At 49.0% G+C, this 16635-nt stretch carries 15 protein-coding genes; 4 read left to right on the top strand and 11 right to left on the bottom strand.

Annotated features, from left to right (window positions below):
• Positions 1 to 7 precede the first annotated feature (7 nt).
• Positions 8 to 490, top strand: coding sequence for a PaaI family thioesterase (locus KDW_RS12180; protein ID WP_151756205.1), 483 nt, complete (start codon positions 8 to 10; stop codon positions 488 to 490).
• Between the two features lie 82 nt (positions 491 to 572).
• Here the strand turns inward: KDW_RS12180 and ftsH are convergent, their stop codons facing one another.
• The 8 genes from ftsH to dnaB all read right to left on the bottom strand — a co-directional run bounded on the left by ftsH (position 573) and on the right by dnaB (position 11330).
• Positions 573 to 2600 (bottom strand): ATP-dependent zinc metalloprotease FtsH, encoded by a 2028-nt coding sequence (gene ftsH, locus KDW_RS12185; RefSeq protein ID WP_151756206.1) that lies wholly within the window; start codon positions 2598 to 2600, stop codon positions 573 to 575.
• A 519-nt stretch (positions 2601 to 3119) separates the two neighbouring features.
• Positions 3120 to 4916, bottom strand: coding sequence for an NAD(P)/FAD-dependent oxidoreductase (locus KDW_RS12190; protein ID WP_151756207.1), 1797 nt, complete (start codon positions 4914 to 4916; stop codon positions 3120 to 3122).
• Positions 4917 to 4919: 3 nt separating this feature from the next.
• On the bottom strand, positions 4920 to 5738 hold the full coding sequence (locus KDW_RS12195) for an alpha/beta fold hydrolase (protein WP_151756208.1): 819 nt from the start codon (positions 5736 to 5738) through the stop codon (positions 4920 to 4922).
• 66 nt (positions 5739 to 5804) lie between these two features.
• Positions 5805 to 6536, bottom strand: coding sequence for a class I SAM-dependent methyltransferase (locus tag KDW_RS12200; protein WP_151756209.1), 732 nt, complete (start codon positions 6534 to 6536; stop codon positions 5805 to 5807).
• Between the two features lie 164 nt (positions 6537 to 6700).
• Positions 6701 to 7351, bottom strand: coding sequence for a ClpP family protease (locus KDW_RS12205; protein ID WP_151756210.1), 651 nt, complete (start codon positions 7349 to 7351; stop codon positions 6701 to 6703).
• 312 nt (positions 7352 to 7663) lie between these two features.
• Entirely contained in the window at positions 7664 to 9289 is a 1626-nt protein-coding gene (locus tag KDW_RS32780) for an ATP-binding protein (RefSeq protein ID WP_198925251.1), read from the bottom strand.
• Positions 9235 to 9978, bottom strand: coding sequence for a DnaD domain-containing protein (locus KDW_RS12215; protein ID WP_151756211.1), 744 nt, complete (start codon positions 9976 to 9978; stop codon positions 9235 to 9237). The genes KDW_RS32780 and KDW_RS12215 overlap by 55 nt, the downstream gene beginning before the upstream one ends.
• 17 nt (positions 9979 to 9995) lie before the next feature.
• Entirely contained in the window at positions 9996 to 11330 is a 1335-nt protein-coding gene (dnaB, locus tag KDW_RS12220) for a replicative DNA helicase (protein WP_151756212.1), read from the bottom strand.
• Between the two features lie 880 nt (positions 11331 to 12210).
• Here dnaB and KDW_RS12225 point away from each other — a divergent pair.
• The 3 genes from KDW_RS12225 to KDW_RS12235 all read left to right on the top strand — a co-directional run bounded on the left by KDW_RS12225 (position 12211) and on the right by KDW_RS12235 (position 14388).
• Positions 12211 to 13140, top strand: a complete 930-nt coding sequence (locus KDW_RS12225; RefSeq protein ID WP_151756213.1) for a peptidylprolyl isomerase — start codon at positions 12211 to 12213, stop codon at positions 13138 to 13140.
• A gap of 144 nt (positions 13141 to 13284) precedes the next feature.
• On the top strand, positions 13285 to 13797 hold the full coding sequence (locus KDW_RS12230; protein ID WP_151756214.1) for a peptidylprolyl isomerase: 513 nt from the start codon (positions 13285 to 13287) through the stop codon (positions 13795 to 13797).
• An 81-nt stretch (positions 13798 to 13878) separates the two neighbouring features.
• Positions 13879 to 14388 carry a nuclear transport factor 2 family protein gene (locus tag KDW_RS12235; protein ID WP_151756215.1) on the top strand — a complete coding sequence of 170 codons (510 nt, stop codon included), beginning with the start codon at positions 13879 to 13881 and terminating at the stop codon, positions 14386 to 14388.
• Between the two features lie 98 nt (positions 14389 to 14486).
• Here KDW_RS12235 and KDW_RS12240 read toward each other — a convergent pair whose 3' ends face one another.
• From KDW_RS12240 to lepB (KDW_RS12250), 3 genes are all read right to left on the bottom strand, one after another.
• Entirely contained in the window at positions 14487 to 15068 is a 582-nt protein-coding gene (locus KDW_RS12240; RefSeq protein ID WP_151756216.1) for a hypothetical protein, read from the bottom strand.
• A gap of 17 nt (positions 15069 to 15085) precedes the next feature.
• A complete protein-coding gene (gene lepB, locus KDW_RS12245; protein ID WP_151756217.1) occupies positions 15086 to 15634 on the bottom strand; it encodes a signal peptidase I in 549 nt (182 codons plus the stop codon).
• Positions 15635 to 15737: 103 nt separating this feature from the next.
• On the bottom strand, positions 15738 to 16346 hold the full coding sequence (gene lepB / locus KDW_RS12250; protein WP_151756218.1) for a signal peptidase I: 609 nt from the start codon (positions 16344 to 16346) through the stop codon (positions 15738 to 15740).
• Positions 16347 to 16635: the final 289 nt, after the last annotated feature.

Here is a 16635-nt window from a genome sequence, read left to right on the forward strand (position 1 = left end):
TTATTTCATGGATCTTAATGACACTACTGATTATCAACGCTGTTTTGCCTGTGGTCAGAATAATCCCTCTAGCTTAAAAATGACTTTCCGTACTGAAGATAATACCGTTGTCTGTGATTTCCGGCCCAGAGAAGAGCACCAGGGATTTCCTGGCGTGATTCATGGAGGGATCATTGCTACCGCGTTAGATGAGGCCCTCAACCGCGCCTCAGTGCTGGCAGAGAAGGCCACCTGGACAATGACAGGACGGCTGGATATTCGTTATCGGCGCTACGTTCCTTATGGTCCTCTGTTACGCGTACGCTCCACATTAGTTTCCCAGCGTCGTCGTATGGTACAAGCCAGTGGAAAGCTGACGCTGGCGGAAGACGAAAGTGTGGTCCTGGCCGAAGCGCAGGGAACATTTATGGCTCTAACCCCTGAAATACTGGACACCGTCATGCAGGACTATCCTGGCATGCGTGCCTTTTTTGAAGATGGAGAAAAATAATTTTATAGTATTTTATAGTAACCAGACAATAACAAGGCCGCTCACCTGAAGATAGGTGAGCGGCCTTGTTATTGTCTGGTTACTATTGTGTTTCCGTTGGAGCCACAGGTTCCGTTGGAGGAGGAGGAGCCAGTGCAGTGACAGCTTGCTGTCCTACATGTAGCTGTGAAGGCGCAACTGGAGCACCAGTCTCTTCCATGATAGCATGTAATTGTTTTTGATCGATGGTCTCGTAGCGGCGAAGATCCTGTGCGATACGATCCAGCGCTGGCCGATAGGTTGTCAGCAGGTTAAGTGCTTCCTCATAGGCGGCCCGAACGATGCGATTGACTTCATCATCGATCAACTCGGCAGTCTCTTCACTATAATCTGTGGGAGCCCCGGTATCACCGCCACCCGAAAATGGATTTTCGCGTTCGCTAAATGAAACCGTACCCAGGCGTTCACTCATACCCCAGCGTGTTACCATTTGCCGGGCAATCTGTGTGACGCGTTGTAGATCATTTTCAGCACCAGTCGTGATGCGGTTAAAGACGACCTTTTCCGCCGCTCGTCCACCCAGCGCAGTCACGATGCGGGATAATAGATACTCTTTCGAGTAGTTATAGCGATCATCTAAAGGTGTATACATGGTTACGCCCAGAGCCTGACCACGTGGCACAATCGTGACCTTAGTGACAGGATCGGTACCTTCAAGCAGCAGACCCGTCAGTGCATGTCCGCCCTCGTGATAAGCCGTCACATTCAGGTCGCTATCACTGAGAACCAGAGGACGCTCAGCGCCGAGAAGGATCTTATCGAGCGCTTCATCAAAGCAGCGCTGATCCACATTATCGCGATTGCGTCGGGCTGCCAGTAGAGCGGCTTCATTGACCAGATTGGCCAGATCAGCACCGACCATACCAGTAGTCGAACGGGCCACGGTAACCAGATTCACATCGCTTGACAGCGGCACCTTGCGCGAATGGATCTTCAGAATAGCCAGACGACCATTCCAGTCAGGACGATCCACGGTCACACGGCGATCGAAACGGCCAGGACGTAGCAGTGCCTGATCCAGTCCATCGGGACGGTTGGTGGCGGCGATAACCACCACTGCCTGGCGATTATCAAAGCCATCCATCTCAACCAGCAACTGGTTCAAGGTTTGTTCACGCTCATCATTGGTATTGATGCTCGATCCACGCTGGCGGCCTACCGCATCAATCTCGTCGATAAAGATGATACTGGGAGAAGTTTTTTTCGCCTGCTCAAACAGATCGCGAACACGACTGGCACCAACACCAACCAGCACCTCAACGAACTCAGAGCCAGACATCGAGAAGAACGGCACCCCCGCCTCACCGGCCACGGCACGAGCCAGCAACGTCTTACCTGTTCCAGGAGGTCCCACCAGCAAGACACCGCGAGGGATCTTACCGCCCAGGCGTTGGAACTTGGCCGGTGTCTTCAGGAACTCCACCACCTCTTGCAACTCATATTTCGACTCATCCACACCCGCGACATCCGCAAATGTCGTACTTGGACGATCTTCCAGGATCAACTTGGCGCGACTCTTCCCGAAGCTGAAGATACCCTGTTGTCCCTGAGACGAGCGACGAGTAAAAAAGAAAAAGAGACCGATCAAGAAGAGCCATGGCAAGATATTAATTGCCAGGTTAAGCCAGATCGAATTATCTGGTGGCGTCTGATATCGGAAAGTCACATTATGGCTGTATAGCAACTGTGACAACTGAGGATCGCCATTAGGTAACTGATAGGCATGAAATTGTTTTTGATTGTTAACTGGTTGATTAAGGGTACCAGTAATATCAGAGGACCCGATAATATTGACATCTTTAACATTACCGGACCGGACCTGATCAGTAAAAGCCGTATAGGACAGCTCAACGTGATTCGAATTTCCAGCATTACCAAAGTTATTGCTGAAGATATTGTATATGTACAAAAGCAGCATAACCCCAATAATAACGAGTAGCCACTTTGTAATATTATTCGAAGGTCGTTGTGGTGGCGTTTGCCCGTTAGGCCTACCTGTAGGGCCAGGACGAGGTGGCTGCCTATCGTTGCCGTTTTGTAGCCAGTATACATTTTCCGGCGATTTTTCCATTGCAAATTACCTGCTTTCTTGGCCCTTGACATGCATTACCACTCTATTTTGAATGCATAAGGAAAATATTGTAGGCCTCTTATGGTAACATCCCATATTATATCTCAATGATAGAGGAAATGCATCACTTTGGGTCATTCTTTCAAGGATTTTGAAAGTCTTGCGCTGCCAACTGTGGTGGTCTGAACAGGGAAGGGTTGGCATATGCATTTCCTTCCTACGGTAGTAGACGTATCAAGTTATGTCCACGGAGACAATTTCGGAAGATGGGAATTATCTCGACTATAATACGTGGTTTTTGTCTGTCTGTTGCAGATTTGTGGTTGGTAGTACTCTGTCAGGCTATATTGAGAATGTGTCTGAGGTTTATGCTGATTGGGAGCGTTGTGAGCAGCCGTACTCGGGCACTAAAGTGCCCTGACCTTCTTTAATGCTATGTGGAAAATCGTGCGAGATGCGCACGATTTTCCACATAGCATTAAATTTCTAAGCGCCGCAGGCGCGAAAGCCTGATAGTATTTATCCGATGGGCCATTGGCTACCGGGATAGAGAATCCATTTGCGCTGTGGTCGGGGGTTGGCTAGATGACCCTGACGTGTGCGTTGGATCTGTGCCATACTTTCTTGCCAGATAGCGGTACGTAGACCGAGTGCCGGCTGTAGACGGTTTAGCGTATGTTGGGCCAGACGGCCAGGTCCTGAGGACAGCCAGGGGTTAAGGATACGATAGAACTGATAAGAGAGAGATTGTTGTCCCAACTGTAACCAGGCAGTAATCCAGCCAATAATCTCTGTAGGTGTCAACGTTTTAAGGGCCAATGCATAGATGCCGGGATAATAGCCGGGGGTACCGAGCACGATACGTGTATAATCTAGCCAGCTTACACGATCCTTAAAGAAATCGTTCGTAATCTTTGGACCCAGTTGTTTCAAGACATGGCAGAAGACATTCAGGGTTTCATTAACCTGCCATGCTGGCTCAACCGTTTCTGGTTTGGCGATCATGAATTTGCTGAATGCTCTGGCTACGGCTGGCACCACCTCTGAGGCACGAATACGATCCAATTCCTCTGCACTCAAGCAGCTCGTTATGAGTGCCTGGGAGAGGAGCGTAGTGATGCGCTGCAAGTTACGGACATAGGAACCGAAGCCACAGAAAGTCAAAGGCGATTGGAAGGCGGCGGCATCCCCCAGCGAGAGCACACGATCGTAGGCCAGCACCTTGGCTTCAGGTTGCCAGGGCAAAGTGATATTATAGCCCGCAGGAATAAAGCCATAGACTGGTTTAAGGACTTCAACCGCGCTGGTATCTTTATAATCAGGTAAGAGCGCAAAGAAATCGTCAAAAAGCTCCAGTAGATCAACATGGCTGCCAGCTTCAGCATAATAGAAAAGATAGATGGCCACCTGATCCTCTTTGCCGGGGAAGGCCTCCCAGATCAACTGACGACCCTTACGGCTATCCTCGGTTGACACCAGCACCTCGCCAATCTCTGGATTAATCGCATTCGCCTCAGTTCCCTGTTTATAGCCACGAGCAACCGTGCCTACAGTAGGGCAGACCAATGAGAAAGGACGACCACAGTTAAGCTGGCAGGCAATAGGAGAGGTTGAGCCCATGCCATCGATGAGCAATCTGGCCTGATAGCTATGTGGAGAACCCGAGGCATCCTGTACATCTACCGTGACATTGTGGGTGGATTGAACAGCGCAGCGCATAAAATTCGTATTGTGCAGGATCAGATTGGAGCCGCCCGTACGCGGTTGATGTTGCTGAATCTTTTGCACGCAGAGGGCTGTTAGCTTTTCCGCATCGACCGCGATATTCAATACATCCTGTAAATGCAGTTCGCTGGGAGCAACCTGGATGCTGCCGGCATAAAAACGGACCAGGCCATCGCGATACTCACGCTGGATTACAGATTCCAGTTCAGCGTGGGTGAGTAGACCGCTATCGAGCAACTCCTGAAGTTCTTCCCGTGAAATATTCCACTCGCGATGCACTGCACCGACAGTAAAACGATCGAAAACCAGGACCCGAAAGCCATAGCGTTGGGTCATAACCGCAGCATTCAAAAGGTTTAAGCCACCACCCGCATAGATGATATCAAAGGTGTCACTGGCAGGTACAGAGGGCCGCTCTTCCGTAACTACTACTTCTGCATAGTTGCGCCTATCGCCCGACAGGAGCAGATGTTGCCAGCTCTGATTGAGATCCTGCAAGCGTTTTAAATGGAGCTCGCTCTGTGGAATATCGGAAAAAGCCCTGGCCAGATGCGGATACTGGCTGGCTAGTTGCTCAATAGATGTTTGCATTGGTTACTTTTCTTTTAAGAACTCACGAACACTCGTAATAAAAGCCTCATACTGGTCCCGGCGAATGCTATGGCCTGCGTCCTCAATATGAGCCAGCGTACCATCATTCCAGGTGGCCAGTGCCTGTTGTGCTATGGCAGTTGTGACAATGGCACCCCGAGAGGGATCTCCTGTGATCAGCAATGTTGGACAGGTCAGGTGCGGCATCAATACCTGCCATTCACGGCTGACCTGAGAGAAGCCCTGGGAAAACACTGCTAACTGGAACTGCCCCTGTGCCTCAGCAGACGGTCGAAGCTCTTCTGCCGACCAGCGCGGATTATACTCAGCCGTATCCTCAATCCGTTCTTCCAGGGATTGTTGTTGGACTATGCGCAGATGGTTCTCCCATTGTTTCTGTCCATCCTTATCTTCCTGTGTTAACTCAGGCAGTTCAGTCCCACGCCATGGTGGATCCTCTAGCAATAGTGCACGTACAAGCTCTGGATGGAGTTTAGCAACATGCGCAGCGGTATGAGCACCCATCGAATGTCCCAGCAGTGCGACCCTCTCAAGCTTGAGCGCTTCGATTATCGCCACTGCATCAGCGACCAGCAATTCAGTGGTAAAACCATTCGTAGCCGCCCCGGACCGTCCATGGCCGCGAGCATCATACATAATCACATCATAGGTAGAGGATAATGCCTGTGCGATAGGTGTCCAACATAAGCCATTATCAGTAAAACCGTGGAGTAACAACACTGGAGGATATGCACCACCGGTGCGATAGTAGTGTAAATTGACCCCCTTTGCCTGGACCTCACCCTTGGACCATTGTGACATAGATATATCGTCTCCTCATAGCAAATAAAATATAGTGCCAGTATAAGCCATTGAGCTAGAATGCTGTCACTTTGTGGTAGCCGGCTTCTCGCCCATAGTGATAAACGCCTGCCAGCGATTGCTGCGCACCCGTTGCGAGCGCCGCTGTAAACCACTTTGCTCTAAAGGAATGAGTCCTCCAAAAGGCATACCGGGTAACTCTTCAGTAGTAAAAGCCGCATCGTCATTCCCATAGCCGTCAGGATCAACTGGAGGCTGCTGGCGCTTCGTGGCAGAAAAGGCTTGTGAGCCATAGACGAGAAGATGAAACAGAAGCAGTAAGGGCTGGAAATAGCCCACTGGTTCAAGATGAGCCCCTTCAATAATAATCAACCGACCACCCGGCCGCAAAACGCGTTCAACCTCCGAGATAGTATCAGGATCATAGATATATTCGGAAGGAAAGGTACTGACCACCGTATCAAAGGTTTGATTTGAAAAAGGCAACTGCTGGGCTGACCCCTGAATAATCCAGGCATCAATCCCTACCTGGCGTTTGTGCAGGGTAGAGCGTGCCGCCGCAACCATTTGTGGTGAATGCTCGACTGCGCGGCACATATAGCCAGCCTCCAACATATCGGCCAGCAAATCACCTAACCCACAGCCCAGTTCCAGAATATCCTGTCCACGGATCCGTGAAAGTACCAGACCTTGCCAGACGCGCCATTGTCCGGCGAAAGGCACCGTACTGGCAAAGCGGTAGAGATAGTGATTTTTATAGAGCGTTTCAAACAGCAATTTGCGAAGATATGGTGTCATCAAAGTGATCCATTTCTGTTGGCGTTAGATAAAAAAAAGCCAGGTAACTTTAGCTTATACAGTATTCGCGAGGGAACACAAAAGCAAAGTACCTGGCCTGACTCATCTTTTCACCAGCTCTATTAATATAGCGATGATGCGATGATCACCTCAAGGAGACGACCTTACTCTTTGGTAGAGGAAAGGATATCGTCAACCAGACCATACTCAACTGCCTGCTGAGCAGTCAGATAATAGTTACGGTCTGAGTCCTGAAGAATGCGCTCGGTGGTCTGGCCGGTATGGTGAGAAAGAATCTCATACAGGTTACGACGCAGGCGCAAAATCTCACGCGCGGTGATTTCAATATCAGCGGCCTGACCTTCAGCACCACCCAGAGGCTGGTGGATCAGCATGGTTGAATTTGGCAAGCAGTAGCGCTTATCTTTGGCACCACCGGCCAGGAGAACCGCACCCATGCTCATTGCCATACCCATACAGACAGTCGAGACATCTGGACGTAACCACTGCATCGTGTCATAGATTGCCAGACCAGCATAAATGCTACCGCCTGGTGAATTGATATACATATTGATATCTTTGGTTGCATCTTCACTTTGCAGATAGAGCAACTGTCCGACAACACTATTGGCGACCATATCATCGATAGGTGTACCAATGAATACGATACGTTCTTTTAGCAGGCGCGAGAAAAGATCCGAACCGTATGTACCACGAGGTGTGGTCTCAATAACATTTGGGATAATGCCCCGTGGCTCCAAGATGTCACGAGTGCCCTGGATCCACTTGGGATCGCGCGGATCGAATTTGGTCATGTGCGCTCCTTTTTATCTATGAACGGCCATTGTTTTTCCAGATCGGAAAATAAGCCGTTGGCAAAAAATGAATGTGCAGAGGAAACCCACAAATGGGGGACGTTTAACATTATGATAGCACTTACAAGATGCGAGTGCAAGAAAGTGCGGGTAAGTGCCGGGCAATTCGTGAATAGCGGTCTTTCACTGCCATTCAAGATGAGTTTTTGCAAGAGCTAGCGAAAAAAGTAGCAGATTGTTCTTCTCCATTTTGTCGTATTCCAGAAAGAACAATCTGCCAGTGCCAGGTTGGTAGAAAGAAAAGCGGTATATTTAGCGCTTGCGCGTATTTTGTGGCCGGAAATCGCGGGCGCGATCCATGTTAACACTGTTGACCAGGCTACGATCATTCAGGCGTGAACGAATTCGTTCATCGACGGCCTGTAATCCCTTAGGATTAGCCGTGATCACCGTTGGCATGGCCAGATTATAGCGATAGTTCAGCAGTTGGAACAGTTTTTCATTCGCCCATTGAGAGCTTTGTTGCGCGCCCAGGTCATCGAGTACCAGTAGTTCAGCCTCACGCATCTTAGAGAAAAGCTGATCATACACCTCGGTAGCAGTAGGCGCAAACGCGGCCCTCAGGTGGTCCAGTAAATCAGGGACCGCCTCAAACAGAACCACGGCCCCGCTATCCAGGCTTAGATTGGCGATGGCCGCCGCCAGATGTGTCTTACCGCAGCCATTGGGGCCTACCAGGACCAACCAGCCATTGGGGTTCTGCGCGAAGGCTGTGGCGGCCTTATAAGCCTCCTCAACACCAGGAGTATGAGTAGTAAACGCCCGAAAGCTCTGATTGCGGAATGCATCCATATTTGACATATCGCGCAACTGCTGGCGACGCTTATCTTTACGTTCAGACTCTTTGCATTCGCACGCAATAGGTTTACCAAAGTTGGGATGGCCGAAAGGCACATCCGCCCTCAGATAGCCAGCGCCCCTACATCTGGGGCAGAGAACTTTGTCGATAACAGGAGTGGCATGTGCTATTTCCTGTGGCACAGGAGGTAGTGTTTCCTGACGCACTGGCCTCAGGTAGCGGGCAGGCGGCGTGCCGCCAGAGCGCGTGATTGGACCCCGTTCCCGATCCATGCCTGGAACAGATTGCGGATGCAAGGGTTGTGTCATCCGATAAGATGGTAGCTCTTGTGAGCGAGCCTGCTGATTCGCAATAGCCGAAGCCAGACGTGTATCATGCAGATTATTGCGTGTGCCGCGCGAAGGAGGCTCTATATCCGTCTGAGGGCGTGAGCGATAGGCAGGAGGTTGATATGTACTGGAAGGAACCTCCTCATAGGCTTCCTCTTCTTCCTCATCCTCATAGATATAATCGCCGCCATCCTTCTCCCAATCGCCATAGCCCATACCATCATCATCCCAATTCTCTACCACATCGGCGCGAGAATTGGGCGCATACGTGTCAGAATTATGCATTGGATGATAATCACTGGTTGGACGTGCCTGTAAAGGCTGGATATGTGGCTGATCCGGATGTGGCTGTGAAGGAGCAGGATATGGCGAACCATGATCCACCCCTGAGCGACGAGGATACGCGGAAGGATAGGTTGCATGATCTGCACGAGAGACCGGGCCATCTGAATTACCAGCATCCTGTTGAAAATTTGAATAATGCCGTGCACGTGAAGATGTATAAGGACTTTGCTGATAAGGCTGAGACGGTCCACCCTGTGGATACTTTTGGCCAGAACGGGACTGTGGATCTGTCACAAAGCGACGTGTGCTAGATCCCTGAGATTGAGAATGTGGCGTGCGTGCCTGTGTACGTTGCTCGGAAAGAGGGTGACGCCGCCCGGTTCGATCGAATATTTCATTGAGGCGCTCCATTACTGCCTGCCTTCCGTTTCCCAGCGCCTGAGAATGGCGCGAATATAACTCCATTTACGTTTATTCTGCTCAACAGCTTCACGAAAAGCTGCTTCAATCCAATCCTGTGGATAGTGATCGGCTGCGTCTTTTAATTCATCCGCTATCATTGGTGATAATAAGCCAATATTTTGCTCATATAATACAAAAATATTTGGGCGTTCTACCTCAATGTGCATAGGGCGAATAGTGCTATTGTAGCCTATAGAACTAGCATACACACCTGCTGCAACCGCGACCTGATTAGCAGGTTGTTCATCCTGTGTCAGCAGATGGGCTGGAATCATTTCACCTCCCTGTAATTCGGCGACAACTTTCCGACTGCGAGCGGTATTAAAAAAATACCAGCCGACCAGATTGTCCTCACCTTCACCTGCCAGATGCAGATGAACTTTCAAGAGCGTTCCCCTGGCGACAGCCTGTTCCAGTCCTAAACGTAAACGCTCCTCCGATGGTCGTGGATCGCCCCGGCGTTTCAAGCTACGCAGCAACAATTGATCATGTACCAGTTCATGTTCGCTGACGCAGCGAGGATTGCCTCGTTGTTTTGCCAGCAGATAGAAGATATGCAGTGTCACTTTAAGTTCTGCGCTATCCTCAATCTCAGGCAGAAGGTGTGTAAAAAAGACCTCTGGAATTGGCACAAACGGATTTTTCCCGGTTGGGAAGCCAGTGAATCCAGAAGGACCACTATATGTTGACATCACAGGTCACCCCCAAATTATTCGTCTGCTGGTGTTGTGATTTCCAGATCTCTAAAACGTGTCTGGCTGGCCTGGAAATAAAGGCTTACTTCGCCGACTGGTCCATTACGGTGTTTAGCGACAATAATATCGGCAATATTTTTACGTTCAGATTCGGGATTATATACATCATCTCTATAAATAAACATAACCAGATCCGCATCTTGCTCAATGGAACCACTTTCACGAAGGTCGGAGAGCTGTGGGACTTTGGATTGGCGGCTTTCGACAGCACGTGAGAGCTGGGCAAGGGCCATGACGGGAACATCGAGTTCACGGGCCAGGCCTTTGAGATTACGGCTGATCTCGGAGATCTCTTGCACACGGTTATCATTGCGTTTGCCAGCGGAAGACTGCATTAGCTGGAGATAGTCAACGATAATCATGTCAATGCCATGTTCAGCCTGTAACCTGCGGGCCTTACTGCGCATCTCCATGGTTGAGATACCGGCGGTATCATCGAGCCAGATATTCGCTTCAGCCAGCGTACCCATGGCAAATACGATACGTTCCCACTCGTCATCCTCGATCCAACCTGTGCGTAGACGCTGCTGGTCGATCGCAGCATCCATAGAGAGCAAGCGTTGGACCAGCTGCTCTTTACTCATTTCCAGACTGAAAATGGCGATAGATTTTTTATGTTTGACGGAAGCATTATGGGCCAGGCTCAAGCAGAGACTGGTTTTACCGACAGCAGGACGAGCCGCCAGAATAATCAGATCCGATTTTTGTAAACCGCCAGTCAGGCGATCCAGATCAGTAAAGCCAGTCGGAACGCCAACCACGGTCCCACGGCGCTCATGCAACTGATCCAGTTTCGTCATATAGTCGCCCAACAGTTCGCTAAGGGAAGAGAAGTCCGCACGGGCATGGCGCTGACTGATACCAAAGATCAGTTTCTCGGCTTTATCCAGGGCGATAGCGGCATCGCCTTCTTCATAGGCCGTTGCCGCAATCTCACCGGCAGCATGAATCAAGCGACGCAGAATCGCCGTACGCTCAACGATGCGGCCATAATACTCAATATTACCGCTGGTTGGTACCTGATTAATCAGAGACGTGATATAGCTGGCCCCGCCAACTTCTTCAAGTTTGGACTTGCGCTCGAGTTCATCACAAATAGTAATAAAGTCAGCGGCCTCACGCTGTTCGTAAAGCTGGAGAATGGTCTCATAAATGGTCCGATGGGCATCGCGATAGAAATCCTCGGCCATCAAAAAATCAGCGACCTGGACAATGGCCTCCGGATCGATAATAATACTGCCGAGAACTCCACACTCGGCCTCTACATTTTGCGGTAACAGTTTTTCCACGTCTTCGACTCCAGCATCTACTTATCTTGGCATGTACTTCTATTTATTTTACGGCATCTGCAAACGAGCGCAGATGATCGATTTTTGGCGTGCATTAACTATCCCTTCTTAAGCGAGAAGGGCAGAAAATTCAGCAAAATCAGGTAGAAAGCTCGCCTGCTTCTTGTGGTTTAAATAATTAGCTAGCGACTGTTTCTCGGGATAGTCTGGTTGGTAGCAAAAAGCATTATAGCATATACACGAACATTTGATCGCATACGTAAACTTCCGGTTTTTTTCGCTTGAGAAGCCCAACCATTTAATGCTTCAATGTTCTCATCCGTGATTATTGCTCGAAGGACGATTTTGCCAATCATCGTAGGCAAAATAAGCAGACCAAAAAAGGACAGATAGTCATCGGCAATTCTCATGTGTTCAAAGTGTAACGAATATTTGGCCTGAAATCAAATCGAGAATAGTTACATTTTATGTGCAGAATGACGCATTTTTGAACCAGCATTACGAAGAAAAGCGACGTGTAGAGGTGTTTTTTGAAATTATCCACAAAGAATCGGGAGTTTTCCCCATTTATCCACAGAGTTATCCACCGGGTTATCCACCAAAATTGCCAAAAGATGTGGATAACTCTAGCAAAATTTAGAGAGGACGGGGGGAATCATGGGCTAGGCTATTTTTTTCTCCCGATTGCATGCCTGTTATAATGAAAGTGTACTACAAAAAAAGACCAGCAATCATTTCTTTTATAGATCCATAAGTCAGCCTATGCAAAGCTTGGATCCAGCGGGTCTTGACCATAAAATGTAGTAAGGTTATTATAGACCAATAAATACACCAGTTTGTGTCGGTCATGTAATCAAGAAGGAGCATTAAAACACACCTCATGCCAAAGACAACGAAACGCGCCGAAGCCAGACGTGCCGCCAAAATAACCCGGGCACATTCAACCCAATTGCCAGATTTAGAGGTCAATAACTCAGGCGAGCATCGACGTAATGCTCCAGGTTACAAGGCCCCTGCTCGTGGACTTGCTCGCTATCCCTGGGCATCCATCATTATTTTATGTTTGCTGTTAGCTGGTATTTTTGCGGTCTTATACGTCAATCACTATCCACCTTTTGCGCAGGCAAAAAACACAGCGGTGGCGACCCCTAAAGCAGCCGCCACAGCGTCCGCCGCCACGCCCGCCGCAAAGCCGACAAGTGCCGTGAGCAGTGTCACTGATCCAGCGTCCCCCTGTGCAGTGAAGGACGTTGTGAGTGGTGTTACTAATACAGGCGTAGCCTTGTCAGCCGATGCGATCAAAAAGATCAACCACAAATACAGTAGTGCCGAGAATGTGATTGACAACAACAAGATCTACTGTGCTGGTATCAACACCAACCGTGGCTTGATCGTCGTTGAGTTAGATCCCAAACTGGCCCCCAAGACCGTCAACAATTTTGTCTTCCTGGCCCAGAGACACTTCTATGATGGTTTAACCTTCCACCGCGTCGTCAAAGACTTTGTAGCCCAGGGTGGCGACCCAACCGGAAGCGGCAGTGGTGGTCCAGGCTACCAGTTCGCCGACGAGCCAGTCCAGGGTTCATACACCGATGGCACCATTGCCATGGCGAACTCAGGTCCCAACACCAATGGTAGCCAATTCTTTATCAGCATTGCCGATAACTCCAGCAAACTGGGCAAGCAATACAACCTCTTCGGACACGTCGTCCAGGGTTTAAATGTTGCCAAGCAGTTGAATCAGGTCGAAAACGGTAGCGGTAAAGCAGACACCATGAACTACGTCATAGTCAAAGCCGTCTCCAAATAGTAAACGTATATAGCAGGCGACTCGCTAAAACTTGACAACATACAATAGAATGTTAAGGGCTTCCTATAAATGTAGGGAGCCCTTAACCTGTAAGGGCGGTATCTAAGGAAACCGTGTTTTACGTAATTGGAAGGAGAAATATTCTTGGCAAAGCAATATAGTGCTCCACCAGCAATGCAGATTGATCCGAGCAAAAAATACACAGCGATTTTCCACACCGACAAAGGCGACATCACCGTCGACCTGTTCGCGGCTGAGGCTCCCAAGACCGTTAACAACTTTGTCTTCCTGGCTCGTGATGGTTTCTATAACAACACCACATTTCACCGTGTGATTGGTGGCTTCATGGCTCAGGGTGGAGATCCTGAGGGTTCCGGTCGTGGTGGCCCGGGCTATCGTTTTGACGACGAGAAAGGCGCCTTAGCACTCAAGCATGAGGGCCCTGGTATCCTCTCGATGGCAAACGCTGGTCCCAACACCAACGGTTCCCAGTTCTTCCTGACCTATGATTCTACGCCACACCTGAATGGTAAGCACGGCGTATTTGGAAAAGTCTCTCAGGGACTGGAAGTACTTCGCTCCCTGCGCGAACGTGATCCAATGCGCGACCGTCGCCCTGGCGATACACTGCACTTTATCGAGATTGTCGAAAGCTAAGCACGCTGTATCTGCTAAACTTCCCCGGCCCATATCCTGGACCGGGGAAGCATATTTTTGAGCAGCAAGGAGAAAGTTTCCATGAGCACAAATAGGGTTGAAACGGTGAAAACATTGATTGCAGCCCTGCAATCTGGAGATATGGAACTCGCAGCCAGGATCCTTGACGACACATTTACCATGACCGGCTTTCTGCCAAAAGCCTTAAATAAAGAGCAATTTCTTAGTCTGCAAGATGCATTATTGTTGGCAATGCCAGATCTTTCCTATGAACTTGCAGAGGTGGTACGTAGTGATAAGGGAGAAGATACAGTAACCGCCCATACCACACTGACAGGAACCCATACAGACACCCTCTCTCTGCCCCTGCCTGGCCTTGAGAGCATTCCTGCGACTGGTATACACGTGACACTGCCACAGACCACCATAACGTGTCAGGCAGCCCAGGGTAGAGTAAAACAATTGGATTTTGAAAACGTTACAGGTGGTGGCTTTTCTGGCTTACTGCAACAACTTGGCTCTGAACTACCACTTTTACAGAATGAATGGACCGAACCCGATACTGGCGAGGATGACACAACTGTACAGTAAACGCCTGATGAAGAAGAGGAATACGAAGCATAGTTGCCGAAGGCGAGTGGGTAGACAGGGACGGTCAGGCAACAAAACAAGCCGTCCCTATGAACATGCTACTCGGCAGCGGCGGCACGTTTGGCCAGATAAAAAGGATGTTTCTTCGTGGACGTAAAGGCGCCCCAGAGGCCAAGTAGAGCTCCACTTAAAGCCCAGATCAATGTCCAGATAACCAGGCCAAGTATGAGGTTAGAGGCAGACGGACTTGTACTACTCATGCCATTAGCAAAGCCTGGTATCATACTGATTAAGGCCGCGCCAAGATAAGAAATACCTCCAACCAGAGCTCCGGCATAGAACCCATACAGACGACTTACTGCACGTTTCCCCACGAAAAAACCTGCCACAAACGATAGAATGAGACCTATAACATAACTCAAGCAGCCCAAACCTGTAACATATAAGGCCGTATTGTACGAGATCTTATCACCCAGGCGAGCCACTTCTTGAAATGTCGAAGAATTCGCAAATTTGATAGCAACAGAAAGAACGGCAGCCAGTATGCCTCCCACGCATCCAATACCCAGAGCTATTGCCAACCCATGTGGAGGTCGAGTCAACGGTTCATAATAGTCCCTATCATCAGGTTGAATAGATTCTGAGTTTGAGGCTGGATAATAATTGTCCGAGTTTGACATCGTGCTTATGTTCCCTCTTATTTTTGTTTTGGAATGTCTTTGTAGACATCCGGATAGGTATTGATGGTATGAATAGTATTAAGCGGCCAGAAAACGAGAGCGGCCTTACCGACCATATAGTCCTTCGGCACAAAGCCCCAGGAACGCGAATCATCGCTGACCGGTCGATTATCCCCCATCACAAAATACTGGCCCGCCGGAACCTGCCAGCTCTGGCCTTCTTGATTAAAGGGAGCGCTGATATAAGGCTCCGTAAGAAGTTTACCATTGACCGTGACATGTTCACGATCGATAGTAACAGTATCCCCGGGCAAGCCAATCACACGCTTGATAAAATCCTGGCGAACATCCTTGGGCCAATGGAAAACAACCACATCACCCCGTTCCGGTTCCTGGAATACATAGGCCAGCTTATTGACCATCACAAACTCATTTGTGACAAGTCCTGGTTGCATACTAGGTCCATCCACGCGATAGCTTTGAACGACAAAGCGTACAACCAGAAAGATCACCAGGGCGAGTGCTATTATTTCGATAATCTCACGGATTAACTGTGAACGTTTCAACGCAAAAACTTTCTTGTGCTATGACAAAAATTACATACGTAGGACCAGTCATAGGATATCCAATTGAGGTCCTCTTTTTTTTACTGTTTCTTATTATAGCTGATTAGTGCCTGGCTTTCACAACTTGCATAGCCTGTTTTCCCGAGATAGTGTGAGCAGCGGTCTTCTTTGGAGCCGGAATTTCTTTATAAGTATCCGAAAATGTATTAATAAAATGAATAGTATTAAATGGCCAGAAGACCAGAGCAGCCTTGCCGACAAGGTAATCCTTCGGCACAAAGCCCCAGGAACGCGAATCATCGCTTCTCGGCCGATTATCCCCCATCACAAAATACTGGCCAGCGGGAACCTGCCAGCTCTGGCCTTCCTGATTATAGGGAGCGCTGATATAGGTTTCCGTAAGGAGCTTACCATTAACCGTGACATGTTCGCGATCAACCGTAACAGTATCTCCAGGCAAGCCAATCACACGTTTAATAAAATCCTGGTGAACGTCCCTGGGCGAATGGAAAACAATTACATCACCCCGTTCCGGTTCCTGAAATACATAGGCCAGCTTATTAACCATCACAAACTCATTTGTGACAAGTCCTGGTTGCATACCAGGTTCATCCACGCGATAGCTTTGAACGACAAAGCGTACAACCAGAAAGATCACCAGAGCCAGAGCCAGTATTTCAACAACCTCACGGATTAATTGTGAACGTTTCAACGCGAAACCTCTCGTACTTTCTGGCTGGTCTGGATCAGATCCTGACAGCCGAATAATGCCACCAGCTTCAGCTTTTTGGCTATCTTTGTAATAGCTTGATGACCACGAGATGCAAAAAAGCAAGTGAGAACCTTTCGATCTGTGGCACTCTTAAATCGATTGTGCTTGGTTCTGGAGCAGATAACAAGCTCATGGGTATATAGTACTACTTCATTGGAACGAGCACAAAGGAGTAGCGAAGTCGAGAACGAAGGGCAAGAAAAAGCCATGAGCAATCAATTCAGCTATT

Source organism: Dictyobacter vulcani, from assembly GCF_008974265.1.
Classification (GTDB): domain Bacteria; phylum Chloroflexota; class Ktedonobacteria; order Ktedonobacterales; family Ktedonobacteraceae; genus Dictyobacter; species Dictyobacter vulcani.

Coding starts and splice junctions, on each gene's coding strand:
- KDW_RS12235 (WP_151756215.1), top strand. CDS start 13,879: ATGAGCACAAATAGGGTTGAAACGGTGAAAACATTGATTGCAGCCCTG.
- ftsH (WP_151756206.1), bottom strand. CDS start 2,600: ATGGAAAAATCGCCGGAAAATGTATACTGGCTACAAAACGGCAACGAT.
- KDW_RS12225 (WP_151756213.1), top strand. CDS start 12,211: ATGCCAAAGACAACGAAACGCGCCGAAGCCAGACGTGCCGCCAAAATA.
- KDW_RS32780 (WP_198925251.1), bottom strand. CDS start 9,289: ATGGAGTTATATTCGCGCCATTCTCAGGCGCTGGGAAACGGAAGGCAG.
- KDW_RS12180 (WP_151756205.1), top strand. CDS start 8: ATGGATCTTAATGACACTACTGATTATCAACGCTGTTTTGCCTGTGGT.
- KDW_RS12200 (WP_151756209.1), bottom strand. CDS start 6,536: ATGACACCATATCTTCGCAAATTGCTGTTTGAAACGCTCTATAAAAAT.
- KDW_RS12190 (WP_151756207.1), bottom strand. CDS start 4,916: ATGCAAACATCTATTGAGCAACTAGCCAGCCAGTATCCGCATCTGGCC.
- KDW_RS12195 (WP_151756208.1), bottom strand. CDS start 5,738: ATGTCACAATGGTCCAAGGGTGAGGTCCAGGCAAAGGGGGTCAATTTA.
- KDW_RS12240 (WP_151756216.1), bottom strand. CDS start 15,068: ATGTCAAACTCGGACAATTATTATCCAGCCTCAAACTCAGAATCTATT.
- KDW_RS12215 (WP_151756211.1), bottom strand. CDS start 9,978: ATGTCAACATATAGTGGTCCTTCTGGATTCACTGGCTTCCCAACCGGG.
- KDW_RS12205 (WP_151756210.1), bottom strand. CDS start 7,351: ATGACCAAATTCGATCCGCGCGATCCCAAGTGGATCCAGGGCACTCGT.